The organism is Microbacterium candidum, assembly GCF_030315975.1.
Lineage (GTDB): Bacteria > Actinomycetota > Actinomycetes > Actinomycetales > Microbacteriaceae > Microbacterium > Microbacterium candidum.
Genome location: NZ_JASXSZ010000001.1, coordinates 1,180,921 through 1,205,273, shown reverse-complemented (window position 1 = coordinate 1,205,273; position 24,353 = coordinate 1,180,921). Strand labels below are relative to the sequence as shown.

Here is a 24,353-nt window from a genome sequence, read left to right as displayed (position 1 = left end):
TCAGGCTCCGAATCCCGCGCGCACCGCTTCGAGGGCGGAGACGACCTCTTCGGTGCGGGCGATCGCCGCGCGCTCGAGGACGCGCGAGATGGACGGCGACGCCTCCTCGCCGGTGACGCGTGCGACCGGCTGGTCGAGCCAGTCGAAGTAGCGCCGCTGGATCTCGTCGGCGAGCCATCCGCCGTACGACGTCCCCCGCGCGCCCTGTTCGACGATGAGCACGGCGTTCGTCTTGCGGATGCTCGCGCCGATCGTGTCCCAGTCGATCGACGCGCGATCGAGCCAGCGCAGGTCGATGAGGTCGGCGTCGACGCCGGTCTGGTCGAGCGCCTCCTGGGCGCACTTCACCATCGACAGGTAGGAGATGACGGTCAGGTCCGATCCCGCTCGCAGGAGCGCGGCCGCGCCGGGCGGGATGACGTAGTCCAGCTCCCCCGCGGGCACCGCGTCGGCGGTGCCGTATAGGTCGACGTGCTCGATCACGAGCACCGGGTCCTGCAGCGCGAGGGCCGCGTTCATGAGCCCGACGTAGTCGGTCGCGTTCGACGGCGCGACGATCCGCCAGCCGGGCGCCGTGGCGAAGATGCCCGCCGGATCCATGAGGTGCTGCGACCCGTATCCGGAACCCATGGCGACTTTGGTGCGCAGCACGAGCGGAACCGCGTTGTCGCCCCCGAACATGTGCCGCGCCTTGCCGATCTGGTTGAAGACCTGATCGGCGGCCACCCACAGGAAGTCGGGGTACATGAACTCGACGACGGGACGGAAGCGTCCGTCGAGCGCGAGGCCGCCGGCGAGGCCGACGAACGCGTTCTCGCTGATCGGGGTGCCGAGGATCCGCCCCTCGCCGTACTTCTTCACGAGGCCCTTGGTCGCACCGTTCGTTCCGCCGTTCAGGTGGTGGACGTCTTCGCCCATCACGACGATGCGGGGGTCCGCATCCATCCGCCGGTCCATCACCTGCGCGACCGCGTCGACGAACTTCACGGCCCGCGTCTCGCCGCCCCGAGGCTGAAGGGGAAGACCGTCGAGCTCGCTCCCGTCGCCGCGCACGCCGACGTTGACGAAGTCGGTCTCCGGCCACAGTTCGGGGCGGATGCGGCGGGTACCCGCGTTGTCCGGATCCTGCTCGATGAGCTGGGAGACGGCGTCCGTCATCGCCCGCTGCACGCGCGCACGGAGAGCGTCCACCCCGGCCTGGTCGATGAGCCCGCGCTCGATCATCTTGCGGGCGACCAGGTCGAGCGGATCCCGCGCGCGCCACTGCGCCTCCTCCTCCTTCGACCGGTACCCGAACGCGCTCCCCGGGTACGAGCCGTTCTGGTGGAAGAAGCGGTAGACCTCCGCCTCGACGACGGCGGGTCCTTCACCCGAGCGGAGACGAGCCGCGACCTCTCCCATCGCAAGGTGCACGGCGAGCGGATCCATCCCGTCGACACGCCACGACGGGATGCCGAAGCCCTGCCCGCGCACGGAGAACCGGGTGTCCGCGGTGACCTCGTCGGCGCGCGTCGAGACGGCGTAGAGGTTGTTCTCGACGAAGAAGCAGACCGGCAGCCGCCACGCGGCGGCGAGGTTCATCGACTCGAGGACCGAGCCGATCTGCGCCGCCCCGTCGCCGAAGTAGTTGATCGTGAGATCCGTCGTGCCGCTGTGCTTCTGCGCCCACGCGTTGCCGGTCGCCATCGGCGCTCCGCCGCCCACGATCGCGTTCGTGCCCAGGGCGCCCGCCTCGAGCCACTGCAGGTGCATCGATCCACCCCGGCCGCCGGAGTAGCCCTGCGCGAGCCCGAGGATCTCGGCGAGCGTGCGCTGGAGGACGGTCTGGATGACGGGGGTCACCGGATCCGCGGGATCGATCGCTCCCCCGCTCGCGTGGGTGAGGGCCTTCGCGAGGAACTGGTGGTGTCCGCGGTGCGACCCGTTGACGCCGTCGGTGGAGCGCAGGCCGATGATCGATCCGACCGCGCCGCCCTCCTGGCCGATGCTCGAGTGCGCGGGGCCGTGCACGAGACCCTCCCCGGCCAGCTCCAGGACGGACTCCTCGAAGGCGCGGATGAGGTGCAGCTGACTGAGCATCGATCCGAGCAGAACGGGGTCGGCCGACTTCCAGTCCGCGTCCGTCGTGGACAGCTCGAACCAGTCGACGCCGGTCTGCAGTCGCTTCTTCCTGGGCATCCTCGCCACTCCCGCTCTCGAGCGACCTTGCGCCGCTGATTGGATCCAATATTAGATCCAATGTTCAACCCTGGGCAAGCTATTCCCCGATTCCTTATCCCCGCCGAGAGGTGGATGGATACAATCGAGGCGAGAAGGAGGCCTTATGAGCACACGCCAGACCGTCGGCATCCCCGGGATCCGTGGCACCGACCACATCGGATTCACCGTGCCGGACCTCGAGGAGGCGCACGCGTTCCTCGTCGACGTGATCGGGTGCGAGGAGATCTACACGCTCGGCGCGAAGCAGTCGGACGAGGACTGGATGCAGACCCACTTGGGCGTGCATCCGCGCACGGTCATCCGCGAGATCCGCTTCTATCGGCTGGGACACGGCGCCAACTTCGAGGTCTTCCTCTACGAGTCGGCCGACGGGCAGAATCCGCAGCCGCGCAACAGCGACATCGGCGGCTACCACATCGCGTTCTACGTCGACGACCTGGATGCCGCGGTCGCCTATCTCCGCGCGAACGGCGTCGAGGTCATGGGCGAACCGACCGCGAGCCGGCAGTCGGCCGAGGGCCAGCGCTGGATCTACTTCCGGAGCCCCTGGGGCCTCCAGTTCGAGCTCGTGAGCTTCCCGGGCGGCAAGGCGTACGAGGACGGCGCCGATCGGGTGCTGTGGCATCCCGCCCACCCCGCCCGGTGACCGCGATGAGGCAGACTTCGCTCATGGCGACACGCGCGACCACCCACGGCGACACCGGTGCACGGATCGCCGCCGACCTCCGCGATGCGATCCTCGCGGGCGAGTACGCGCCTGGCGAGCGGATCCGGCAGGACGAGCTCGCCGAGCGCGCCGGCGCCAGCCGGCTCCCCGTCCGGGAGGCGCTGCGGATGCTCGAGTCCGAAGGGCTGGTGACCCTCGTCGCGAACACCGGCGCCTGGGTCTCCTCGCTGAGCGTCGAGGAGTGCTACGAGCTCTACGAGATGCGCGAGCGGCTCGAGCCGCTCCTCCTGCGGATGAACACGCCGCTCGTCTCTCCGGCGGACGTCGCCCGGCTCGACGCGCTCGCCGACGCGATGGAGGAGACCGACGACGTCGAGCAGTTCCTCCGCCTCGACCGCGACTTCCACCTCTCCTGCCTCGAATCGGCGCCGACGATCGTCCTCGGCGACACCGTGCGGTCGCTGTGGAACCGCACCCAGCACTACCGCCGCGCGGTCACCCGCCGGTTCTTCGCGGATGGCGACCACAGCGTGCACCACGACCACCACCTCATCGTCGGCGCGCTGCGCCGGCACGACGAGGACGAGGCGGAGCAGGTGCTCGCCCGCCACATCCGCCGCAGCCGACTCGAGCTGCTGCAGCATCCCGAAGTCTTCGCCACCCGCTGAGCGCTCGCCGATGCCCACCGCCCTCGCCATCGCCGCCTTCAGCCCGTCCGTCCTCCTCGACGTCGCCACGACCGTCCGCGCGGCGGATCTGCGTGACTGGGACATCCGCACGGTTCCGGCGACCAGTTCGCCCCAGGTCTTCGGGGACCTCGCCGACGGGGCGGTGGATGCTGCCCTCACGAGCCCCGACAACGTCCTGCTCTACGCGGGCCCGGCGGACAACCCGCTCGGGCGCATGCTGGACCTCGTCGTACCGGTCACCGTCGACCGCGGTCTCGACCTGTCGCTGTGGGCGCGTCCGGGGCTCGGCGCTCTCGTCGATCTGGACGCCCCCGTGCTCGCGGTCGACGTCACCGCATCCGGCTACGCGCTCGCCGCCTTCGCACTGCTCGCACAGCGCGGGTGGACGCGCGACCGGCTCAACGTCGTCTCGCTCGGCGCGACGCCGAAGCGCCGGGCGGCGCTCATCGCCGGCGCGTGCGATCTCACGATCCTCAACGCGGGGAACGAGCTCCTCGCGCACGCCCAGGGGGCGACTCGGATCGCGTCCGTGGACGAACTCGGTCCCTACCTCGGATCGGTCCTCTGCCGCTCCGCACACCTCGACGGCGAGCGCGCCGGTGGCGTCGCTGCCGTCGGACAGGCCCTCACCGCGACGGCGTCAGAGATCCTCGCGGGCGAACACGACGACCTCGTGACTGCGTCCGCGCAGCGGCTCCTCGGACTCGCGCCGGCACTGGCCGACGCCTATCTCACCGTGCTCCGCTCCCCCGCGGCAGGGCTCGTCGGCGACGGCCGCGCCGACCCCGCAGCCGTTCGCACGCTCGTCGACCTCCGCGGCGCCTCCGACCTGCGACGCGGCGTCGACGTCCTGTCGGCAGCCGGCATCCACTGACGAGGAGGGGAGGATGCCGCGGCATCCTCCCCTCCTCGCGTCACCCGCTCGATCAGTCGATCGGCGGCCAGACCGGCACCTCTCCGCGTCCGGAGCGGAAACGGACGTTCTTCGTCCGCACGAACTCCCACAGCGTCTCGACGGCGTTCTCGCGCCCGAAGCCGCTGCCCTTCTGCCCGCCGAAGGGCGAGCCGAGGAAGGCGCGCCGCATGTAGTTGTTGACGAAGACCATGCCCGCCTCGAGCCGCGGGGCCAGGCGCCATGCGCGCTGCTCATCGGTCGTGCAGATCGCCGCGGTGAGCCCGTACGCCGTGCCGTTCGCGATCTCGATCGCCTCGTCGTCCGTCGAGAACCTCATGATCCCGGCGATCGGGCCGAAGACCTCCTCCTGGCCGAACGTCGAATCGGGGGTTACTCCCACGAGCACCGTCGGCGGCACCCAATACCCGCCCGCGAGTTCGGGCTCGTCGGGGATGCTCCCCTGGGCGGCGACCGTCGCTCCCTCGTCGAGCGCCGTCTGCAGGTACCCGAGCACGCGCGCCTGCTGGCGCGCATCCACCATCGCCCCGATGTCCGTCGCGGGATCGAGCCCGTCGCCGACCTTCAGTCGAAGGGCCCGCGCGCTGAACTCGGCGACGAACGCGTCGTAGAGAGTGTCGTGGACGAGGATGCGGGCCGTCGACGTGCACGCCTCGCCCTGGTTGTAGAACATGCCCTCGATCGCGACCTCGGCCGCCGCCTCGACATCCGCGTCGTCGAGCACGATGAGCGCGTTCTTGCCGCCGAGCTCCATCGTCGCGTACGTCAGGTTCTCCGCGGCCGCCTGCAGGACCTTCTTGCCGGTGGCCGTCGCCCCCGTGAACGTGATGCGCTGCACGCCGGAGTTCCCCGACAGTGCGGCGCCGGCCGTGATGCCCGGGACAGCGTTGAGGACTCCGGGCGGCAGGACCTCGTTCGCGATCTCCACGAGCCGCAGCACGGTGAGCGGCGCCTGCTCGCCCGGCTTGATCACGACCGCGTTGCCCGCCGCGAGCGCCGGCGCGGACTTCTTGGCGAAGTGGATCGGCGGCCAGTTGAACGGCAGGATGGCGGCGACCACGCCATAGGCCTCCGGGATGATGCGCGCCTCGATCGGCCCCTGGTCGAGCAGTTCGCCGTGCAGCGTGTCGGCGAGACCGCCGAAGTAGTCGAACGCGGCGTGACTGAAGGAGATGTCGAAGCGTCCGGCGTCGCGCTTGGGCTTCCCGACCTCGCGCGCCTCGAGCGTCGCGAGCTCGTCGGCGTGCTCGCGGATGCGTGCGGCCACGGCGCGCAGCATCGTTCCGCGCTCGCGCGGAGACAGTGCGGCCCAGCCGACCTGGGCTGCCGCGGCCGAAGCGACCGCGGCTTCCACCTCGGCATCCGTCGCGGGGACGACGCGGGCGAGGACGCGGCCCGTAGCGGGTTCGGTCACGCCGAACGCGTCGGCCTCGCGGGCGGATGCGTCCACGAAACGGCCGTCGATGAAGGAGGCCCACAGGGTCCTCGTGAGTGGTTCGGTCATTCGGATTCCCTCCACGGGTCAGTCTGCGTCGGCGAGGTCGCCGAGCATGACGGTGGCCGCATTGCGGCCCGGAGCGCCGGTGACCGACCCTCCCGGATAGGTGGTCGCGCCGGTCTGGTAGAGCCCCGGGATCGGGGTGCGGTACTGCGCCCAGCCCGGCACCGGGCGATTCGGCCCGGCGAACGTGATGCCGCGGTCACCGCCGTGCCACCCACCGCCGACCATCGCGGGGTTCGCCGCCTCGTACTCGCGCGGGCCCTTTACGAGCTGCGCGAGGATGGCGTCCTCGGTGAAGTTCGGGGCGATCCGCGCGGTGAGCGCCTTGATGTCCGCGGTCCGGCGGGCGACCGACTCCTCGTACGACCGACCGCGCAGGTCGGTGGCGCCGACCGTGTTGAGCATCTTCACCGTGTGGTGTCCGGGAACCGGTACGCGACTCTGGTCGACGAGCGTCGGGGTCGCCACGAGGAGGAACCCGATCTCGTCCCGCCACACCCCGTCGTACGCGGCGCGCGTGTGGGCGAGGATGTCCTCGGGCCACCCGGCGTATCCGGCCGAGACGGCGCTCACACCGTCCTCTCCGTCGTCGAAGACCGGCGGTCGATCCGCGCCCGCATAGACCGCGAAGCCGGGCGCGCCGTTGTCGTACGTCTCGACGCCGTACACCCAGTCCTCGCCCCACGCCTCACGCGGGGCCATGTCGAGCAGCGGCTTCACGTGGATCGTCGAGAGCACGGCCTTGTTCGCCCGGTACTCGCGGCCGTCGGTCGTCTCGACGCCGACCGCGCGGCCGCCTTCGAGGATGATGCGCGAGACCTTGGTGTCGACGACGATCCGCCCGCCGTGCGCCTCGAACACACCGACCAAGGCGTCGGTGAGCTTCCCCGAGCCCCCGACGGGAATGGACCAGCTCTGCTTCTGGCGACCGGCGATGATCGAGTACGCGAGTGGACCGCTGCCCGCCGCATCCGAGTGCACCATGGTCTGATAGGCCTGCCACAGCATGTACGACTGGACGTGGCGGTCCTCGAACTCGTACCGGATGATCTCCCACGCCGACATCGCGCGGCGACGGCGCCACGTGTTCGCGCGCGGGTGCGCGTCGAGGAGCGCGTCGAGGCTCGGCCCGAGGCCGAGCGGGGTGTTCGTGGCCTGGTTGAACAGCGGGGCGACCTCGGCCCACTCGTTCAGCATCCGCGCGTAGGCATCAGCGTCCCGCCGCGAGAACCGGGCGAACTCCTCGAGCGTGCGGTCGAGATCGAGATAGTGCGTGAGGTGCCGACCGTCGGGGAACTGCACATGGGCGACCGGGTCCGGCCACGCGTACTCGAGCCCGTAGTCGCGCATGAGGCCGAGCTCGTCGTCGGCCATCAGGGGATTGCTCTGGATGAGGGTGTGCCCGGTCGAGCACGAGTCGACGAGGTATCCCGGGCCGAGCAGCTCTTCGGTGGCGGCTCCGCCGCCGGGGATCGCGCGTGCGTCCAGCGCAATGACGCTGTAGCCCGCGCGGGCGAGGTAGGACGCGGTGATGAGGCTGTTGTGCCCCGCGCCCGCGACGATGATGTCCGCTGTCTGCACCGACATGGCGGCTCCTTCTGCTGTTGTGTGTCCGACGTCGGTGGCTTCAGTACGCGTTCGCGACCATGAGCTCCTGCGCCGGGAACCGGGTGAGGATCTCGGTGCCCGTCTCGGTGACGACGACCTCCTCCTCGATGCGAGCGGCGGAGATGCCGTCCGATGCCGGGCAGTACGTCTCCATCGCGAAAACCATCCCCGGGCGCAGCTCGATGGGATTGTCCAGGGAGTTCAGCCGGGAGATGATCGGCCGCTCGTGGAGGCCCAGCCCGAGACCGTGCGCGAACTGCAGGCCAAACGCCGACAGCTCGTCATCGAAGCCGAACTCATCCGCCCGCGGCAGCACTCGCGCGACGTCGTCGGTGCCGGCCCCGGGGCGGATCGCGGCGATCGCCCGATCCATCCAGTCCCGCGCCTGCGTGTACGCGTCGCGCTGGGCGACGGTCGCACTGCCGACCGCGAACGTGCGGTAGTAGCAGGTCCGATAGCCGTTGTACGAGTGGATGATGTCGAAGAACGCCTGGTCCCCGGGTCGGATGATGCGGTCGGTGAAGTTGTGGGGATGCGGGTTGCACCGCTCGCCGGAGATCGCGTTCACCGCCTCCACCTGGTCGCTGCCGAGTTCGTACAGCCGCTTGTTCGCGAGCGCGACGATCTCGTTCTCTCGGACGCCGGGCTTCAGCGCTTCGACGATGTCCTGGTAGACGCCGTCCACCATCGCCGCGGCCTGGTTGAGCAGCATGAGCTCATCCTGGGACTTGATGACGCGGGCGTCGAGCATGTGCTGCTGCGCGTCGACGACGGTGAGGCCCTGCGCCGCCATCTCGAAGAGGAACGGCGGCTCCACGATGTCGACGCCGACGGGCGCGTTCGCGACCCCGGCATCCTCGAGCAGGCCCTTGATCTCCCGCACGGCGTCGCGCATGAGGCCCGACGAGGGCGGCACGGCACCACGGAAGCCGAGGAAGCCCGCCCGCCAGTTCTCCTCCGGAAGCCACTTCGAGTAGAGCTTGTGGTGGCGCACCGCCGATCCGAAGTCCCACAGCACCGGCTCGCGATCGCGCACCAGCAGGCAGTATCGGATCATCTTGTCGCCGAGCGCCCCGCCGATCCACGTCTGGGTGGTGTAGCGGATGTTGTAGAAGTCGAAGAGCAGGAACGCCCCGCACTCGCTGGCCTCGAGGGCCGCCTTCGCCCTCGCCACCCGGTAGTTCCGCAGGCGATCGAAGTCGACGCGCTCCTCGTAGTCGACCCCCATGTGCCCGGGGGCGCCGATCGGCCTTCCGTTCATGCCACGACGACCTGCGGGGCGAGCCCGTCGTCGAACACGACGTTCTCGGACTCGGGTGTGTAGCCGGAGCGACGCGTCTGCTCGAGGAAGACGGAGGCGAAGTCGTCGGCGATGTGTCCGGCGCCGATCGCCTGCGCGACGGTCATGTCGGTGGCGGCGGCGATCGGCATCGGAACGCCGAGCTCCTTGCCCGCGGTGAGGCCGAGCTGCATGTCCTTGCGCATGAGGATGTTGGTGAACGTCGGCGTGAAGTCGAGGTTCACGAGCGCCGGCGACTTGTACCGCGTGAAGACCGACCCCATGACCGACTCGTTGAGGAAGGCGAGGAAATCGGCGCGCGAGACGCCTCCGCGCTCGACGAGGGCGACGATCTCGGACATCGACTGCGTGACGACGCCGAGGAAGACGTTGTGCGCGATCTTGACGAGCCGAGCGACATCCCCGTCTCCGACGTAGGTGACGGCGCGGCCCATGTGCTCGAGGATGTACTCGACCTCGCCGTAGGCGCCACGGGGTCCGGATGCGGCGACGGTCAGCTTGCCCGCCTCGATCACCTTCGCGTTGCCACTGACGGGAGCGGCGATGAGGCTCGCGCCGCGGGCCGCCGCAGCCTCGCGCATGCGGGCGGATGCCTCGGCCGAGACCGTCGACGAGTCGATGATGATGCGCGGTGCACGGTCGGGGTCGGTCAGCAGGCCGTTCGCGCCGGTCAGCACCTCCTCGAGGTCGGCGGACGTCGACACCATGACGAACACGACGTCACGGTCGGAGAGCTCCACGGGTCGATCGACGATCCCGCATCCGAGTCCGGTGAGCGGCTCCGCCTTCGCCCGCGTCCGGTTGTACACGGTGATGTCGTGGCCGAAGCCGCGCAGCCGGGAGGCGAGCGCGTAGCCCATCCGTCCGGTGCCGATCCAGCCGATGGTGTGCTCAGCCATGGTCCTTCTCCCTTCGCGACCGCAAATCATTGCAATCGATTGTGATGAAGGAAGTATGAAACGCAGGCCGAACGGCTGTCAAGCCTGTATCGTGTGGCTCGTGGCGGATCGGGTCGGAATCGCGGAGGTCGCGAAACTCGCGGGGGTGCACCCCGGCACCGTGTCCCGAGCCCTGAACCCGAAGACCGAGGATCAGGTCAACGTCGACACCCGCGCGCGCGTCCGGCGGGCCGCCAAGCAGCTCGGCTACACGGCGAACTCGATCGCCCGCGGACTGCGGACGAACTCGTCGATGACGATCGGGATCATCATCCCGGATCTCACGAACCCGATCTTCCCTCCGATCGTGCGCGGCGTGGAGAGCTGCCTCACCGGTCGCGGCTACTCGGCGTTCGTCGTGAACACCGACGGCGACGCGGGCATCGAGCGCACCGTCTTCGAGTCCCTGCTGCAGCGGCAGGTCGACGGCTTCATCTTCGGAACCGGTCACACCGGCCCGTCCGTCGCGGCCGATGCGTATGCGCGCGGCATCCACGCGGTGATGGTGAACCGGGATGCCGGCGGCGTCCCCTACCCCTCCGCCGTCGGCATGGATGCCGACGGGATCCAGGCCGCCGTCAGGCATCTTCACGATCTGGGGCACCGCTCGATCGCGCATTTCGCGGGCCCCGCCGCCTTCTCGACGAGCCGCGTCCGCGCCGACGCGTTCCGCGCGGCGTGCGATTCGCTCGGGCTCGAGCGAGTGATCATCGAGGCCGGGGCATACAGCGTCGAGGCCGGGAAGGCCGCATCCGCGGAGCTGCTCGCGATCGGGCCGCAATGCCCCACGGCCCTCGTCGCCGGCAACGACCTCCTGGCCCTCGGCGCGTATCACTCCGTGCGCGAGGCGGGCCTCGTCTGTCCCGACGACCTGTCGATCGTGGGCTTCAACGACATGCCGTTCGCGGAGGACTTCCTGCCGCCGCTGACGACGGTCCGCGTGCCGCTGTTCGACCTCGGAGTCGAGGCCGCTCAACTGCTGCTCGACCAGCTCGAGACGAAGACCATCCGCAACATCCAGGTGGCGCTGCCCGTCGAGCTCGTCGTGCGCGGCTCGACAGCCGTTCCGCGCCGCTGATCCCCTGCCGCCGATCCTTCGCATCCGCTGAACCCTTGACAAGGTCTGCAACATGTGCGAAATTCACTGCAATCGATTGTGGTACGCAGTCGAAAAGTCAGAGGAGCAATGATGCAACCACTACTTCCCCTCGGGCGATCCCGCGCCCGTCGCCTGCTCGTCGGCGCCGCCGTGGCATCCACCGTCGCCCTGGCCGTCACCGCCTGCTCGGGGACGGGATCCGGCACCGCGCCCGCGAGTTCGCCGCTCACGATCGGAATCTCGCTCTCGCTGTCCGGCGACTTCTCCGACTCGGGCAAGGCGGCTCAGCGCGGCTACGAGCTCTGGGAGAGCGACGTGAACGCCAAGGGCGGCGTTCTCGGGCGGAAGGTCCAGCTGAAGATCGTCGACGACGCCTCGAACCCGACCCAGGTCGTCTCGAACTACACGAACCTCATCAACCAGGACCACGTAGACCTCGTCTTCGGGCCGTTCTCGAGCCTGCTGACCGTTCCCGCGTCGCGCATCGCCGCGCGGTACAACTACGCCTTCATCGAGCCGGCCGGCGGCGGGCCCTCCGTGTTCGAGCAGAAGCTCGGGAACCTGTTCTTCGTGCAGCCGGCGCCATCCACACAGGGCGGCATGGTGTTCGCGGATTACATCCTGTCGCTTCCCGCCGACCGACGGCCGAAGACCGCGGCCTACGCCAAGCTGGACGACCCGTTCGCCGCCCCGATCGCCGAGGGCATCCAGAAGAAGTTCGAGGCCGCCGGAATCAAGACGGTCTACGACAAGACCTACCCCGCCGAGACCGCGGACATGACGCCCATCATCTCGGGCGTCGCGGCGGCGAACCCCGATGTGATCGTCGGCGGCACCCAGGAGGCGGATGCGTTCGCCCAGATCAAGGCGATGATCCAGCTGCACGTCAACCCGCAGTGGCTCTACGAGTCGAACGGCCCGAACTCGCCCGCGGACTTCCCCAAGGCCGTCGGCGAATCCAACACTGAGGACGTCTTCTCGAGCATCGACTGGTACCCCGGCTCGTCGCAGGCCGGCAGCGCGGAGTTCATCAAGAGCTATCTCGCGAAGTACGGCGGCGACGAGCTCTCCATCGACCCGACGTCGGCCGAGGCGTACAGCGCGGGCATGCTCGTCAGCGAGGTCGCCAAGAAGACCGGCAAGGTCGACAACCAGACGATCATCAAGACCCTGCACTCGGGGACGTGGCCGACGCTCGTCGGCGACCTCAGCTGGGATCAGTACGGAGCGCCGCAGGGAGAGTACAAGCTCATCCAGTGGATCGACGGCAAGATCCAGACGGTGTACCCGGCGCAGGGCGCCCAGCACGCGCCGGTCGCGCCGAAGCGCGCCTGGTCCGGACAGTAGGCCGACGATGCACGCACTCATCCAAGCCGTCATCCTCGGCATCCTGACCGGAGGCGTGTACGCGCTCATGGCCAGTGGCCAGACGCTGATCTTCGGCATCATGAAGATCGTCAACCTGGCGCAGGGCGCGCTCATCATGCTCGGCGCGTACCTGACCTACTCGCTGTTCACGTCGTTCGGCATCGACCCGTTCGTGTCGTTGCTGATCACGACGCCGCTGCTGTTCCTGCTGGGCGTCGGCCTGCAGTGGGCGCTCCTGCGCCCGCTGCACGGCGACGACGTATCGCAGCTGTCGCTGCTCGTGACCTTCGCGATCGCGCTCGGGCTGGAGGGCATCCTCTCGTTCGTGTACGGCGCGAACCTGACGAACATCCAGCCGAGCTACGCGAACGACAGCTGGACCCTCTTCGGGTTCCAGATCAGCGTCGTGCGCTTCTGGGCGTTCGCCATCTCGATCGCGCTGCTGGTCGTCCTCGGACTGATCCTGAAGCGGACGAAGTTCGGCCGGTCGGTGCGCGCCACGGTGCAGAATCCGATGTCGGCGGAGCTGCTGGGCGTCAGCGCCAAGCGGGTGTCCGCGATCGGATTCGGGCTGGGCTCCGCGACCGCAGCGGCCGGCGGTGCGGTGTTCGGGATGCTGAACTCCTTCAACCCGGGGAGCCACTACGACCTCATCAGCCGCATCCTGACGGTCGTCATCCTGGGCGGGCTCGGCAGCATCGGCGGCGCGATCTACGCCGCCGTGATCATGGGCGTCGTCTCCAGCGTGGTGTCGGCCGTCGCATCCCCGGTCTGGTCCGACTTCGCCTTCTTCGTCGTCCTGCTGCTCGTCCTGCTGGTACGGCCGCAGGGCCTGTTCGGCGCGAAAGTACGAGGTGCACTGTGAACCGTCTGCTCACCCGCGCAGGGATGCTGCGTGCCGGCATCTTCTTCGCCGCCCTCGTGGTCATCCCGTTCCTGGGCGGACCGTCGTGGCTGTTGAACATGCTTATCTTCACCGTGATGTACGCGGCGCTGTCGAGCTCCTGGAACATCGTCGGCGGCTTCGCGGGATATCCCTCGCTCGGTCACGCAGCGTTCTTCGGGATCGGCGCCTACTCGGTGGGCATCGCCTTCTCGAAGAGCGTCGGGGACGGCTACGCACCGTTCTTCGCCCTGCCGCTCATCGGTCTCGCCGTCGCCCTCGTCGCGGTTCCGATCGGCTGGGTGTCGATGCGCACGCGGCAGGACGTCTTCGCGATCGTGACGATCACCATCCTGTTCATGGCGCAGACCCTGGCATTCAACCTGACCGGCCTCACCGGGGGCGCCCAGGGCACCTCGGTGGCTCCGGCGCCCTTCCCGCCCCAGACGTACGCGTGGCCGTTCTACTTCGGCATGGTCGTGCTGCTGGCGATCTCGATGGGGTTCTCCTACCTGATCTCCAACTCGAAGTTCGGCCTGTCGCTCCTGACGATCCGCGCGGACGAGGACAAGGCGCATGGCATCGGCGTGCGCGTCACGGCCGCGAAGGTCACCGCGTTCGCGCTCAGCGCGGGACTCGTCGCCATGGTGGGCGGCGTGTGGGCGTACTACGTCGGCTTCATCTATCCGCAGTTCGCCATCGACCCGCTGGTCACGATCGGCATGGTGCTCATGACGTTCCTCGGCGGCAAGGGGACGATCTGGGGGCCTGTGCTCGGTGCCTTCATCCTGGTGCCCGCGCAGGAGTACTTCGCGCAGGCGTTCGGGGCGAATCAGCTCTACCTCCTGGCGTACGCGGCGGTGTTCATCGTGATCATGCTGTTCCTCCCGCGCGGCATCATCCCGTCCGTCACGGCGGCGAGGAGGCGACGTCAGGCGGCGGCGAAAGCGGGTCCGACCATCCCACCCGACACGGCCGCGGATGCGGGCACTCCGGCACCGGCGGCCATCGTGGAGGTGACCCGATGAGCGTCATGCTGCAGATCGACGGACTGGCGAAGCGGTTCGGCGGGGTGAAAGCGGTCGACTCCTGCTCGTTCGAAGTCGAAGAGGGCACGATCACCGCCCTCATCGGCCCGAACGGGTCGGGCAAGACGACGGCGTTCAACATGATCACGGGATATCTGAAGGCAGACGAGGGCCGCCTCGACTTCCGCGGCGAGACCGTGTCCCGGCCACGGCCGGCGCCACTGTACCGTCGCGGGCTGTCGCGGACGTTCCAGCAGGCGCGGATCTTCCCGGAGCTCACGGTCGAGGAGAACCTCGTCGTGGCCCGCGGGGGATCGTGGACGACCATGTTCCAGCGGCGTGTGAGCCGCAAGGACCACGAGCGCGCCATGAGGATGCTCGAGGAGTTCGGTCTCTCGGACCTCGCCGGGCTGCGTGCGGCCGACCTCTCCTACGGGCAGCGGAAGCTCCTCGAGTTCGCCTCCGTGCTCATGAGCGAGCCGAAGCTCGTCCTCCTCGACGAGCCGACCGCGGGCGTGAACCCCGTCATGATCGACACGATGGAGCGGCACATCCGCGAGCGGCACGCCGCGGGGACGACGTTCCTGATCGTCGAGCACGACATGCAGTTCGTCATGCGGCTGTGCGACCCGGTGATCGTCCTCGATCGCGGAGCGCCGATCGCGATGGGCACCCCGTCCGAGATCCAATCCGATCCGAAAGTGCTGGAGGCGTACCTTGGCTCCTGAACCGCTCCTCACGCTGTCCGGCGTCACTGCCGGATACGGCGCCGGCCTCATCCTGAAGGGCGTCGACCTCGAGGTCGAAGCGGGGAAGGTCGTCTGCCTCATCGGCCCGAACGGCGCCGGCAAGTCGACCGTCCTGAAGACGATCTCCGGTCTCCTCCGGCCGAAGTCCGGCACGGTCCGCTTCCGCGGGGAGGAGATCGGTCAGCTCCGCCCCCGCGAGCGACTGCTGCGCGGTGTCGTCCACGTCCCGCAGGATCGGAGTCTCTTCCCGGAGATGACGGTGTGGGAGAACCTCATCATGGGCGCGTTCAGCCTGAGCGACGGCGCCGTCGTCAAGCAGCGCGCGGAGGCGATCGCGGAGGACTTCCCGATCGTCACGAGCCGTCGGAACGCCCAGGCGGGATCTCTGTCTGGCGGCGAGCAGAAGCAGGTCGAGCTCGCCCGTTCGCTGATGCTCGATCCGGCGCTCATCCTCCTCGACGAGCCGTCGATCGGCCTCGACCCGAAGTCGCGCGTCTCCGTGTTCGAGAGCATCCGGACGCTCGCCGATGGCGGTCGCACCGTGCTCCTCGTCGAGCAGAACGCCCGCTCCGGCCTGCAGGCGGCTGACAAGGGCGTGGTGCTCGAGGCCGGACGCGTCGCGCTCACCGGAACCGGCGACGCCCTGCTGAACGACCCCGAGGTGGCGCGGCTCTACCTCGGCGCCGCGTCCCACGTCTCGCTCGAGCAGGTGGAGGTCGCCGACGGCGCCGCCTGAGAAGAGGGAGTTGATGCCCCGGCAGTCTCTTGGACTGTCGGGGCATCCTTGCGCTTCGAGGACCGCGCAACCCGCGTCATGAACTGCGGCATTCGCCGTCTTATGGATGGAGGTCCCCATGGAGACAAGCGAGAGCAGCAGCCCGATCTTCGACAGCATGAGCGCGACGACCGGCGTCGTGATCGTCGAGGTCGACGATGATCAGCCCGATGCCGAGCAGGCGACCGGCGACGATCAGCCGTGACCGTCCCGCGATCCGGGGAGACGTCGACCGGCTTCTGGGCCCGATTGGACGGTCGGCGCTTCCACTGGTTCCGGGGCGTCGAGCGCTTGAGCGCGTGCGGCAACCGGTACGCCGCCACGACCGACGGCTCGTCCGTGGATGAGGTGCCGCCGCTCATGCTCCAGTGCGCGAGGTGCGCGGACAGAGTGCGAGGTGGGCTGCAGGAATCGCCGTAGCGTACGACTACCGGGCGCTGGAGGGAACGGCCCATCCCGAGAAGCTCGTACAGCAGTCGCGCGCCCGTCTCGGTCACGTCTCCGTTTGTGGCATTAGGTTTGCCTAACCTATATTGGATGTGCGCCCGGCTCCGTGGCGCGAACGCCTGCCCGCCCGAAGGATTCCCGTGAACAGACGTACCCGTCCCCTGCTGACCATCGCCGCCGCGGTCGCTGCCGCCCTCGCGCTCACCTCCTGCAGCAGCAGCCCCGCCACATCCGCGTCAGGAGCATCGGGAAGCGACGAGACGATCACCGTCTACAACGCTCAGCACGAGGAACTCACCAAGGCCTGGGTCGACGCCTTCACCGCCGCGACCGGCATCAAGGTCGCGGTCCGCAACGGAGAAGACCCGGAGATGGCCCAGCAGCTCATCCAGGAGGGCAAGAACTCCCCCGCCGACGTGTTCCTCACGGAGAATTCGCCCGCGATGAGCGCCGTCGAGAATGCAGGGCTGCTCGCCGCGCCCGGCGCGGAGGCAGTGAAGAACGTCCCCGCGGAGTATGCGCCGTCATCGAAGAAGTGGGTCGGCATCGCGGCTCGTTCGACGGTGTTCGCGTATGACAAGTCGAAGCTCAGCGAGAAGGACCTCCCTGCTTCGCTTCTCGACCTGGCCAAGCCCGAGTGGAAGGGGCGGTGGGCGGCGTCGCCGACCGGCGCGGACTTCCAGGCCATCGTCTCCGCGCTCGTCGAGCTGAAGGGCGAGAAGGTCGCGTCCGAGTGGCTCGCCGCCATGAAGACGAACGCGCAGGCCTACAAGGGCAACTCCACCGCGATGAAGGCGGTGAATGCCGGTCAGGTCGATGGCGCCGTCATCTATCACTACTACTGGTACGGCGACCAGGCGGGCACCGGCGAGAACTCGAAGAACGTGGGACTGCACTTCTTCAAGAACCAGGACCCGGGCGCCTTCGTGTCCGTCTCCGGCGGCGGCGTGCTCGCCGCCAGCAAGCACCAGGCAGCCGCTCAGAAGTTCCTCGCCTTCATCACCGGCGTGGAGGGTCAGAAGATCCTCCAGAGCGGCTCGGTCTCGTTCGAGTACCCGGTCGGCTCCGCGGTCGCCGCGAATGAGAAGCTCCCCGCGCTCACCGACCTCGAGGCGCCGAAAGTCGACCCGGGCACGCTGAATTCCAAGCAGGTCACTCACCTCATGACCGCGGCGGGTCTGCTCTAACCAGTGACGCAGACGGCAGCACCCCGAACGGCGGTGCGGGGGCACTCCCTCCGCCCGCCGCTCGGCGTCGTGGTGCCCGCGGTCGTCGTCGCCGTGCTGTCGCTGCTGCCGCTCGGCTTCGTCGTCGCGACCACGATCCAGATCGGCTGGGATGCATCCATCGCTCTCCTGATGCGCCCGCGCGTCGGCGAGCTCCTGGGCAACACGCTCTTGCTGATGGCGATCACCGTGCCGCTGTGCGTCGTGATCGGCGTCGGTGCCGCATGGCTCGTCGAACGCACCTCGCTCGCGGGATCACCGCTGTGGGGGGTCGCCCTGGCGATGCCGCTGGCTATCCCGGCATTCGTCACGTCCTACGCATGGGTCTCCGTCATCCCATCTCTGTCCGGGATCTCAGCCGGCGTCCTGATCGCGACCCTGTCGTACTTCCCCTTCGTGTACATCCCGGTCAAGGCCGCGCTCGCACGCCTCGACCCGGCGCTCGAGCACGTCGCTGCGAGCCTCGGGCACGGGCCGGTGCGCGTGTTCTTCGGAACCGTCCTCCCGCAGCTCCGGCTGGCGCTGCTCGGTGGATCACTGCTCGTCGCGCTTCACCTGCTCTCCGAGTACGGCGCGTTCGCGATGATCCGGTTCGACACGTTCACGACCGTGATCATGGATCAGTACCGTTCCACCTTCAACGGCCCCGCCGGGAGCATGCTCGCCGGCGTGCTCATGGTCCTGTGTCTGCTGATCCTGGTGGTCGAAGCGGGCGCACGCGGCCGAGCCCGCTACGCCCGGATCGGCTCCGGCGTGGCGTCGGCTCCGACGAGGGCGCGCCTGGGATGGCGTCAGCTCCCCGCCCAGACGGTGCTGGCTGCGGTCGCCGTGCTTTCGCTCGGTGTGCCGCTCGCCGTCATCGCCGGGTGGTTGTTTCGCGGCGGAGCGAAGGCGTGGGATGCGTCGGAGATCGGTGGGGTCGTGGCACAGACGCTGGGTCTCGGCATCCTGGGGGCGATTGTCACCGTGCTCGCGGCGTTCCCGCTGGCGTGGCTCGCTGTCCGGTACCCCGGTGCCATCAGCCGGATCCTCGAGCGGACGAACTACACCACGAGCGCGATGCCTGGCATCGTGCTCGCGCTCTCGTTCGTGACGATCTCCCTGGCGCTGGTTCCTGCGCTGTACCAGACGACCGCGATGCTCGTGATCGCATACGCGCTCCTGTTCCTTCCCCGCGCGCTCGTCCCGCTTCAGGCGGGGATCGCGCAGGCTCCCCGCTGCCTCGAGGAGTCGGCCCAAGCATTGGGCCGCACACCCTCGGGCTCCTTCCTGTCGGTCACGCTGCGCCTCGTGGCGCCTGCGGCGGCCGCCGGCGGCGCCATGGTGTTCCTCGCGGTCGCGGGCGAGCTCACGGCGACGCTCCTCCTCTCACCCATCGGGGTGTCGACCCTCGCCACACGGTTCTGGAGCCTGTCTTCGGAGATCGACTACGCCGGTGCCGCACCGTATGCACTGCTCCTCGTTCTGATCTGTGCGCCGATGACCTATCTGCTGTTCCGCCAGTCCATGAAGGCAGCTGACCTATGACCGCACGAAACATCGGCTCCAACCGGTCGACGCCGGACGGGCCCGGACGCATCCGCCCGTCCCACCTCGAGATACGCGGGGTGTCCATGTCGTACGGCCGAACCCGCGTTCTCGACGACGTCGACCTCGCAGTTCCGCACGCCGGCATCACTGCGGTCGTGGGGGCATCCGGCTCCGGCAAGACGACACTCCTGCGCGTCATCGCCGGGTTCGAGCGCCCGGCGCAGGGCACGGTCGTCCTGGGCGACCAGACCGTCGCAGGCCCCGCCGCCTGGACCCCCGCGCATCGGCGTGGTGTCGGCTACGTCACCCAGGATGGCGGCCTCTTCCCCCATCTCAGCGTCGCGCGGAACATCCGGTTCGGGCTGCCGCGCGCCGACCGCACAGGACGGGATCGCCTGCGGGCCCGCGTCGACGAGCTCCTCGACCTTGTGGCGCTCCCGCGCAGCGTGGCCGATCGGCGACCCGACCAGCTCTCCGGCGGTCAGCAGCAGCGCGTCGCGATCGCCCGCGCGATGGCCCGCAAGCCCGCGATGATGCTGCTCGACGAGCCGTTCTCGGCCCTCGATACCGGGCTCCGCACGGCCACCCGGCAGGCGATCGCCGAGATCCTGACGGCGTCGCAGACGACCGCGGTGCTCGTCACGCACGACCAGGCCGAAGCGCTCAGTTTCGCGAACGAGGTGGCGGTGATGCGCGAGGGTCGTCTCGTGCAGGTCGGCGCCCCGATCGTCGTGTACACCCGGCCACGCGACCTCGGCGTCGCGAACCTGCTCGGCGACACGATCATCCTCGACGCGATGCTCGAGGGATCGCTCGCCTCCTGCGCCCTGGGCGTCGTGCCGGTGCGTCGGCCGACCGTGCAAGGCCGCGTGAAGCTGCTCCTCCGTCCGGAGCAGGTACACGTCGTCGTCGACTCTCCGATCCGCGCGACCGTCGAGGGCGCGGTCTACTTCGGCCCCGAATCGACCGTGCGGCTGCGGGTGGAGCCGCACGCCGACGCGGATCCCCGCTTCGTCGACGAGCCGACGGTGATCACGATCCGTCATTGGAACGCCGCGCTCGGCCGCGCCGGCGCCCAGATCGCGCTGCGTGTCGTGGGCGAAGGCGTCGCATTCCCAGCTGACCCGGTGGCCTGATCCCCTGCCCGGTGGGAAGGCGCGATCACCGACCCTCCCAGGCTGCCAGCGAGTAGTCACGATAATGGGCTCATGTCATCCTCCGTCGAACGACAGTCGAACCCGACAGCCTGGGCCGCGTTCTGGTTCGCGCTGGCAGGCCTCCTGCTCATGCCCATCCCCCTGTTCATCGGGCTGATCGCGGGCGGCGCGCTGTCGATCGTCGCGGCGATCCTCGCCGTGATCGGCCTCCTCAAGGGACTCGCCCGCAACGGCAAGGGCATCGCTCCCGTCGTGTTCGCCGCCATCTTCATCCTGCTCACGTGGGGCGGCTTCTCGATCGGCGGCGGCACCGTCTGGTAGAACGGCTGGCCGGGGGCACAGTGAATCCGCCTGAGCGTCATTCTGTAGCGGGTAGTGCTCCGACGGGCTCATGCAGCGGTCGAGCGAGGGCGCGGCGCGATTCACGGCGCCGGGCGCAGGCTCAGTCCGCAGACGCCTGCGCTGCTCACGACCGTTCCGGTCCTGATCCGCGCGCTGCGCGGAAGCGGTTCCGCTCCGGGCTGTTGCCGCCGCGCGCCATCGATCCGGTGAGCGCCGCCCGGCACCATGGCCGCTCACGCGGGTAGCCTCGATCCATGGCGGCGGCGGAGCCCGGATGGTATGACGACGGAACCGGTGCGATGCGCTGGTGGGACGGTTCGCGGTGGACCGAGCATTACGCGGACTTCGGGTTCGGGGTCGAGCTGCGCACGGGCGCCGTCCCGGCATCGTCCCCGACCGCTCCTGGCTGGTACGACGACGGCCGCGGTCGGACGCGCTGGTGGGACGGGCGCCGCTGGACGGCGCAGTCGCGATTCAGCGGCGGCGAGGACTCGTACGCCGGAGTCGTGGTCGACGGCCGGTGGATCCACCTCGGCGAGCTGAGTCAGCCCATCGCCGGCGTCGTCGCGGTCGTGGACAGCCTCGAGCGGATCGGGAAGAGGCCCGGCTTCTCACGCGCCGCGCATGCGAAGGCGCTGTTCGATCCGCGCGGCAGACTCACGTGGCACCAGTTCAGCCGCTTCGACGGTCGGGCCCTCGGTCTCGCGATCGAAAGCGCCGACCAGGCGTGGATCACCTTCCCCCCGCCCGGCGACGAGGCGAAAGCTCGCCAGTTCGCAGGCTGGATCACCGCGAGCGCGGAGCACTACCGCAACAGATGACGGATGCCGGGTGCGAGGCACGACCCGTGAGGACATGTGTGGCCGACCTGATCTCCGCGGGCCTGCAGGATCCTGCGTCTGAGGGAGTGGTCGCGCCCGGACTCACGTCGCCCAGGGCAGTCGCGGGGAGATCATGAAGAACAGCTGCGCCGAGGCGAGCGCCAGCACGGCGGCCGGCGGGCTGAGAAACGCGATTGCGGCGGCGATGGCGTAGAGGGTCTGTGCCAGCAGCAGGCGCCGCCAGATGAGCCGATAGGCGTCGGGATCGTTGAACAGCGCGGCTCGTCGGGCATGTACGATCTGCCACCCGATTCCGGCGCCGAGCATGAGCAGGTTGAGCCAATACAGGCCCACCGCGAGTCGCAGGTTCACGTGGCTCGCGAGGACGGATGCGGTGAAGGGAAGCGTGGTGACGAAGAACAGGAAGATCAAGGCCGCCCAGGTCTGGTGGCGGTCCGAGCCGTCGAGCTGCGCAAGCAGGGTGTGCTGCGCGAGCCAGAACGTGCCGAGCAGCGTGAAACTCAGCGCGTAGGCGACGAACTGCGGCAGCAATCCGCTCAGCTGCGACCACAACTGCACGTCGGTCCTCGCGGGAAGGATCGGCAGACGCAGATCAAGCACGAGCAGGGTCATCGCTACCGCGAACACCCCATCTGAAAGGACCCTGATCCGCTCGAGATCGCGTCCTGAGAACGAGTTGTACTCCGGCACGTGCCCAGCTTGCCCGAACACCGATGATGACGGATGGAATCCGCAGCGATCCGATCCCGGCACGTCTCCGAATGCTTCCTGAGCGGCGACTGCCGCGCGGAACAAGGAGGAAGCCATGCTGAGGTCCCCGAACCGTTTGATCGCCGTCATCTTCGGCGCCGTCTACCTCGTGGTGGGCCTGCTCGGGTTCACAGTGACGGGTGGCGTCTCGTTTCTCGCAAGCAGGGGCGGGATGCTGCTGGGTCTGTTCATGGTGAACCCGCTGCACAACGTGGCTCACCTTCTCATCGGCGCCGCCCTCCTGATCTCCGGGCTCGTCTCGGTGAAGACGGCCAAGATCACCAACACCGTGATCGGCGCGGCCTATCTGTTGCTGGGCGTCGTCGGGTTCTTCCTGGTGGGCACGGTCGCGAACGTCCTGGCACTCAATACGTTCGACCACTTCCTGCACCTGGCCAGCGCGATCGTGCTGCTGGCTTTCGGTCTGGGCGTCGAACGGGTGAGCAGTCCGCGCGTCGCGCTCGGATGACGGATGAGGACGATGTCCCGCAGCTGGCCGGCGCTGTTCGCCTGGGGCGCCGGCCTGCTGCACGTCGCCCTCGGCGCCGAGATCGGCGTGGCGAGCGCGGTCGCGATGGTCGCTCTCCTTCTCCAAGGTGCGGGCGAGTTCGCCTGGGGAATCGTCAGCCTTCGTTCCGAACGCGCCGTGGCGCGTCGCACGGCGCTCGCCGGCGCGATCACCGGAGTCGTCCTCGCCGCCGCGTCGGTCCCGTTCGGCGGCTCGCCGTTCGCGGTGGCGGCGACCATCGCGCTCGTCGTCCCGGCGGCCATGCTCGCCTCTCGCGGGGATGCGCGCCCGTCGACGCGCGGGCGGCCCTGGTCGCGGGCGGTCGGGGTCGTCACGGGGGGCGTGATCGTCGCCGGACTGCTCGGCCCAGCACTTTCGACGACGGCTGTGCCGCACCACGAGCACGGACACGTGGTCTCTCTGGACCCGCACGCCGGCCACTGAGACGGCCGGTCGCCACTCAGGATGTCGGGATGGTGAGGATGGGGTCCGTCGTGGGTCGACCGTTGGGCGAGCCGCCGGCCTGCTCGACCGTCACCCCGATCACGTCGCCCGGCTGCATCCCCGGTTTGAGCAGTGCGGAGGTCGAATCTCCGGTGGCGTCGAAGGTGCCGGCGGGGATGGCCGCAGTCCCTCGCATGTACCAGAGTTCGAACGTCTGCTGCCGCGATATCTCGGGCATCGCACCCGTCACGAGCACCGCCTTGCCGATGGACACAGACCAGTGCAGAGTGGCAGGTCCACCGCCCTGGACGTGACCGGATGCGTGCTGCGCGTCGGGAGCCCCTTCGATGCGGTTCAGCGCCACGATGCCTGCGGGCTGGCTCGTCTGCTGCACCACCATCACGGTCGCGGTGCCGACGCCGATCAGCAGGACGAGGGAAGCCGCGAGCGCGAACCAGCCCCGTCGCCCCCACCGCCGCCCCGATCCACCGGTCCGGCGTGGGTCGTCACGGCCGTCGGTGGGACCGTCCTCCGCGGGCGCGGCCATGTTCTCCAGGTGCACATCCGGCGACGCGGCGTCGATACGGGCGAGGATCTCATCGCGTATCTCCGGCGGAGGGAGGACCTCGCGTGCGAGACCGGCGAGAGCCGCGGCGGTGTCGGCATCCTCGTCCGCGATCGATGCCCACTGCGGGTGATCGGCGAGTGCCTGACGGTAGGCGCGCTGATCGTCGTCGCTCAGCGCCCCCAGAGCCGCACCGGCCGCGAGCAGCGCGAACTCCTCCTCGGTCACCGCGGCACCCCCATCTCCACGCGCAGACGCGTCAGGCCATCACGCATACGGGTCTTCACGGTGCCGAGCGGCGCGCCGGTCAGCACCGCGATCTCCGACTGCGAATAGCCCCCGTAGTACGCCAGCACGAGCGCCTCCCGCTGGACCTCGGGCAGCGTGCGAAGCGCACCCGCGACCCGTTCCGATTCGATCTTCAGAGCGACCTGGTCCGTGATGTCCCCGGATGGGGCCGCGAGCTCTCTCAAACCCGCCCGGACATCGCGATCGGTGCCGGCCTGCGAAGACCGGACGCGGTCGATCGCCCGGCGGTGCGCGATGGTCAGCAGCCACGTCCGCCCTTGTCCTCTGTTCGGAGCGAACCGATCGGCGGATTGCCAGACCTCGAGGAACACCTCCTGGAGGATCTCCTCACTCTGCGCCCGGTCGACGAGCACCCGGACGATGAGACCCAACACACGGGGCGCAAGCATGTCGTACAGCTGAGCGAACGCATCCCGGTCCCGCTGGGCGGTCCGCTGGATGAGGCCTCCGACGACGTCGACGGCGTCCGTGCCCTCGTCAGGCATGTCGACACCA

25 protein-coding genes are annotated in these 24,353 nt (G+C 69.1%); 17 read left to right on the top strand and 8 right to left on the bottom strand.

The genetic code is table 11. The annotated features are described in order from the left end of the window. Complete coding sequence (locus QSV35_RS05545) at positions 1-2,178, bottom strand: alpha-ketoacid dehydrogenase subunit alpha/beta (RefSeq protein WP_286287501.1); 2,178 nt, start codon at positions 2,176-2,178, stop codon at positions 1-3. A gap of 145 nt (positions 2,179-2,323) precedes the next feature. Here QSV35_RS05545 and QSV35_RS05540 point away from each other — a divergent pair, with 145 nt between their 5' ends. From QSV35_RS05540 to QSV35_RS05530, 3 genes are read left to right on the top strand one after another with little or no spacing between them, the layout of a single operon-like run. Continuing rightward, the gene (locus tag QSV35_RS05540) at positions 2,324-2,866 is read left to right on the top strand and encodes a VOC family protein (protein ID WP_286287500.1); all 543 of its coding nucleotides are present in this window, start codon (positions 2,324-2,326) and stop codon (positions 2,864-2,866) included. A 23-nt stretch (positions 2,867-2,889) separates the two neighbouring features. Then, positions 2,890-3,555 (top strand): GntR family transcriptional regulator, encoded by a 666-nt coding sequence (locus tag QSV35_RS05535; RefSeq protein ID WP_286287498.1) that lies wholly within the window; start codon positions 2,890-2,892, stop codon positions 3,553-3,555. Positions 3,556-3,565: 10 nt separating this feature from the next. Then, on the top strand, positions 3,566-4,450 hold the full coding sequence (locus QSV35_RS05530) for a hypothetical protein (protein ID WP_286287496.1): 885 nt from the start codon (positions 3,566-3,568) through the stop codon (positions 4,448-4,450). 52 nt (positions 4,451-4,502) lie between these two features. Here QSV35_RS05530 and QSV35_RS05525 read toward each other — a convergent pair whose 3' ends face one another. From QSV35_RS05525 to QSV35_RS05510, 4 genes are read right to left on the bottom strand one after another with little or no spacing between them, the layout of a single operon-like run. After that, on the bottom strand, positions 4,503-5,993 hold the full coding sequence (locus tag QSV35_RS05525) for an aldehyde dehydrogenase family protein (RefSeq protein WP_286287494.1): 1,491 nt from the start codon (positions 5,991-5,993) through the stop codon (positions 4,503-4,505). Between the two features lie 18 nt (positions 5,994-6,011). Beyond that, positions 6,012-7,577 carry a phytoene desaturase family protein gene (locus QSV35_RS05520; RefSeq protein WP_286287492.1) on the bottom strand — a complete coding sequence of 522 codons (1,566 nt, stop codon included), beginning with the start codon at positions 7,575-7,577 and terminating at the stop codon, positions 6,012-6,014. A 40-nt stretch (positions 7,578-7,617) separates the two neighbouring features. After that, entirely contained in the window at positions 7,618-8,859 is a 1,242-nt protein-coding gene (locus QSV35_RS05515) for a M24 family metallopeptidase (RefSeq protein WP_286287490.1), read from the bottom strand. Then, entirely contained in the window at positions 8,856-9,797 is a 942-nt protein-coding gene (locus QSV35_RS05510; protein WP_286287489.1) for an NAD(P)-dependent oxidoreductase, read from the bottom strand. Before QSV35_RS05510 ends, QSV35_RS05515 begins: the two co-directional genes overlap by 4 nt. A gap of 100 nt (positions 9,798-9,897) precedes the next feature. On the opposite strand from QSV35_RS05510, the gene QSV35_RS05505 reads away from it, so the two are divergent. The 12 genes from QSV35_RS05505 to QSV35_RS05450 all read left to right on the top strand — a co-directional run bounded on the left by QSV35_RS05505 (position 9,898) and on the right by QSV35_RS05450 (position 21,261). After that, positions 9,898-10,914 (top strand): LacI family DNA-binding transcriptional regulator, encoded by a 1,017-nt coding sequence (locus QSV35_RS05505; RefSeq protein WP_286287488.1) that lies wholly within the window; start codon positions 9,898-9,900, stop codon positions 10,912-10,914. A gap of 108 nt (positions 10,915-11,022) precedes the next feature. Further along, complete coding sequence (locus QSV35_RS05500) at positions 11,023-12,282, top strand: amino acid ABC transporter substrate-binding protein (RefSeq protein WP_286287486.1); 1,260 nt, start codon at positions 11,023-11,025, stop codon at positions 12,280-12,282. 7 nt (positions 12,283-12,289) lie between these two features. After that, positions 12,290-13,168, top strand: a complete 879-nt coding sequence (locus QSV35_RS05495) for a branched-chain amino acid ABC transporter permease (RefSeq protein ID WP_286287483.1) — start codon at positions 12,290-12,292, stop codon at positions 13,166-13,168. Next, entirely contained in the window at positions 13,165-14,214 is a 1,050-nt protein-coding gene (locus tag QSV35_RS05490) for a branched-chain amino acid ABC transporter permease (RefSeq protein ID WP_286287481.1), read from the top strand. The genes QSV35_RS05495 and QSV35_RS05490 overlap by 4 nt, the downstream gene beginning before the upstream one ends. Next, positions 14,211-14,942, top strand: coding sequence for an ABC transporter ATP-binding protein (locus QSV35_RS05485; protein WP_286287479.1), 732 nt, complete (start codon positions 14,211-14,213; stop codon positions 14,940-14,942). Before QSV35_RS05490 ends, QSV35_RS05485 begins: the two co-directional genes overlap by 4 nt. Continuing rightward, entirely contained in the window at positions 14,932-15,699 is a 768-nt protein-coding gene (locus tag QSV35_RS05480; RefSeq protein ID WP_286287477.1) for an ABC transporter ATP-binding protein, read from the top strand. Before QSV35_RS05485 ends, QSV35_RS05480 begins: the two co-directional genes overlap by 11 nt. Positions 15,700-15,817: 118 nt before the next feature. Further along, positions 15,818-15,943, top strand: coding sequence for a hypothetical protein (locus QSV35_RS05475; protein WP_286287475.1), 126 nt, complete (start codon positions 15,818-15,820; stop codon positions 15,941-15,943). A gap of 382 nt (positions 15,944-16,325) precedes the next feature. After that, complete coding sequence (locus QSV35_RS05470) at positions 16,326-17,372, top strand: iron ABC transporter substrate-binding protein (protein ID WP_286287473.1); 1,047 nt, start codon at positions 16,326-16,328, stop codon at positions 17,370-17,372. Between the two features lie 3 nt (positions 17,373-17,375). Continuing rightward, the gene (locus tag QSV35_RS05465; RefSeq protein ID WP_286287471.1) at positions 17,376-18,938 is read left to right on the top strand and encodes an ABC transporter permease; all 1,563 of its coding nucleotides are present in this window, start codon (positions 17,376-17,378) and stop codon (positions 18,936-18,938) included. After that, the gene (locus QSV35_RS05460; protein WP_286287469.1) at positions 18,935-20,077 is read left to right on the top strand and encodes an ABC transporter ATP-binding protein; all 1,143 of its coding nucleotides are present in this window, start codon (positions 18,935-18,937) and stop codon (positions 20,075-20,077) included. Before QSV35_RS05465 ends, QSV35_RS05460 begins: the two co-directional genes overlap by 4 nt. A gap of 72 nt (positions 20,078-20,149) precedes the next feature. Further along, a complete protein-coding gene (locus tag QSV35_RS05455) occupies positions 20,150-20,419 on the top strand; it encodes a hypothetical protein (protein WP_286287467.1) in 270 nt (89 codons plus the stop codon). Between the two features lie 275 nt (positions 20,420-20,694). Further along, entirely contained in the window at positions 20,695-21,261 is a 567-nt protein-coding gene (locus QSV35_RS05450) for a DUF2510 domain-containing protein (RefSeq protein ID WP_286287465.1), read from the top strand. Positions 21,262-21,363: 102 nt separating this feature from the next. Here the strand turns inward: QSV35_RS05450 and QSV35_RS05445 are convergent, their stop codons facing one another. After that, positions 21,364-22,122 (bottom strand): TMEM175 family protein, encoded by a 759-nt coding sequence (locus tag QSV35_RS05445; protein ID WP_286287462.1) that lies wholly within the window; start codon positions 22,120-22,122, stop codon positions 21,364-21,366. Here QSV35_RS05445 and QSV35_RS05440 point away from each other — a divergent pair. Next, complete coding sequence (locus QSV35_RS05440; RefSeq protein WP_286287461.1) at positions 22,088-22,501, top strand: DUF4383 domain-containing protein; 414 nt, start codon at positions 22,088-22,090, stop codon at positions 22,499-22,501. The two genes, QSV35_RS05445 and QSV35_RS05440, sit on opposite strands and share 35 nt — an antisense overlap. Before the next feature lie 3 nt (positions 22,502-22,504). Next, complete coding sequence (locus tag QSV35_RS05435) at positions 22,505-22,984, top strand: hypothetical protein (protein WP_286287459.1); 480 nt, start codon at positions 22,505-22,507, stop codon at positions 22,982-22,984. A gap of 16 nt (positions 22,985-23,000) precedes the next feature. On the opposite strand, the gene QSV35_RS05430 is transcribed toward QSV35_RS05435, so the two are convergent. Together QSV35_RS05430 and sigK are read right to left on the bottom strand one after the other, a co-directional pair. Further along, positions 23,001-23,777, bottom strand: coding sequence for an anti-sigma factor (locus QSV35_RS05430; RefSeq protein WP_286287457.1), 777 nt, complete (start codon positions 23,775-23,777; stop codon positions 23,001-23,003). After that, positions 23,774-24,343, bottom strand: a complete 570-nt coding sequence (sigK, locus tag QSV35_RS05425) for an ECF RNA polymerase sigma factor SigK (RefSeq protein ID WP_286287455.1) — start codon at positions 24,341-24,343, stop codon at positions 23,774-23,776. Before sigK ends, QSV35_RS05430 begins: the two co-directional genes overlap by 4 nt. Positions 24,344-24,353 lie beyond the last annotated feature (10 nt).

What these genes read in the sequence shown, in the direction of transcription:
- QSV35_RS05545 (WP_286287501.1), bottom strand. Translation starts at nt 2,178, where the DNA reads ATGCCCAGGAAGAAGCGACTGCAGACCGGCGTCGACTGGTTCGAGCTG.
- QSV35_RS05540 (WP_286287500.1), top strand. Translation starts at nt 2,324, where the DNA reads ATGAGCACACGCCAGACCGTCGGCATCCCCGGGATCCGTGGCACCGAC.
- QSV35_RS05535 (WP_286287498.1), top strand. Translation starts at nt 2,890, where the DNA reads ATGGCGACACGCGCGACCACCCACGGCGACACCGGTGCACGGATCGCC.
- QSV35_RS05530 (WP_286287496.1), top strand. Translation starts at nt 3,566, where the DNA reads ATGCCCACCGCCCTCGCCATCGCCGCCTTCAGCCCGTCCGTCCTCCTC.
- QSV35_RS05525 (WP_286287494.1), bottom strand. Translation starts at nt 5,993, where the DNA reads ATGACCGAACCACTCACGAGGACCCTGTGGGCCTCCTTCATCGACGGC.
- QSV35_RS05520 (WP_286287492.1), bottom strand. Translation starts at nt 7,577, where the DNA reads ATGTCGGTGCAGACAGCGGACATCATCGTCGCGGGCGCGGGGCACAAC.
- QSV35_RS05515 (WP_286287490.1), bottom strand. Translation starts at nt 8,859, where the DNA reads ATGAACGGAAGGCCGATCGGCGCCCCCGGGCACATGGGGGTCGACTAC.
- QSV35_RS05510 (WP_286287489.1), bottom strand. Translation starts at nt 9,797, where the DNA reads ATGGCTGAGCACACCATCGGCTGGATCGGCACCGGACGGATGGGCTAC.
- QSV35_RS05500 (WP_286287486.1), top strand. Translation starts at nt 11,023, where the DNA reads ATGATGCAACCACTACTTCCCCTCGGGCGATCCCGCGCCCGTCGCCTG.
- QSV35_RS05495 (WP_286287483.1), top strand. Translation starts at nt 12,290, where the DNA reads ATGCACGCACTCATCCAAGCCGTCATCCTCGGCATCCTGACCGGAGGC.
- QSV35_RS05485 (WP_286287479.1), top strand. Translation starts at nt 14,211, where the DNA reads ATGAGCGTCATGCTGCAGATCGACGGACTGGCGAAGCGGTTCGGCGGG.
- QSV35_RS05475 (WP_286287475.1), top strand. Translation starts at nt 15,818, where the DNA reads ATGGAGACAAGCGAGAGCAGCAGCCCGATCTTCGACAGCATGAGCGCG.
- QSV35_RS05460 (WP_286287469.1), top strand. Translation starts at nt 18,935, where the DNA reads ATGACCGCACGAAACATCGGCTCCAACCGGTCGACGCCGGACGGGCCC.
- QSV35_RS05455 (WP_286287467.1), top strand. Translation starts at nt 20,150, where the DNA reads ATGTCATCCTCCGTCGAACGACAGTCGAACCCGACAGCCTGGGCCGCG.
- QSV35_RS05450 (WP_286287465.1), top strand. Translation starts at nt 20,695, where the DNA reads ATGGCGGCGGCGGAGCCCGGATGGTATGACGACGGAACCGGTGCGATG.
- QSV35_RS05440 (WP_286287461.1), top strand. Translation starts at nt 22,088, where the DNA reads ATGCTGAGGTCCCCGAACCGTTTGATCGCCGTCATCTTCGGCGCCGTC.
- QSV35_RS05445 (WP_286287462.1), bottom strand. Translation starts at nt 22,122, where the DNA reads ATGACGGCGATCAAACGGTTCGGGGACCTCAGCATGGCTTCCTCCTTG.
- QSV35_RS05435 (WP_286287459.1), top strand. Translation starts at nt 22,505, where the DNA reads ATGAGGACGATGTCCCGCAGCTGGCCGGCGCTGTTCGCCTGGGGCGCC.
- sigK (WP_286287455.1), bottom strand. Translation starts at nt 24,343, where the DNA reads ATGCCTGACGAGGGCACGGACGCCGTCGACGTCGTCGGAGGCCTCATC.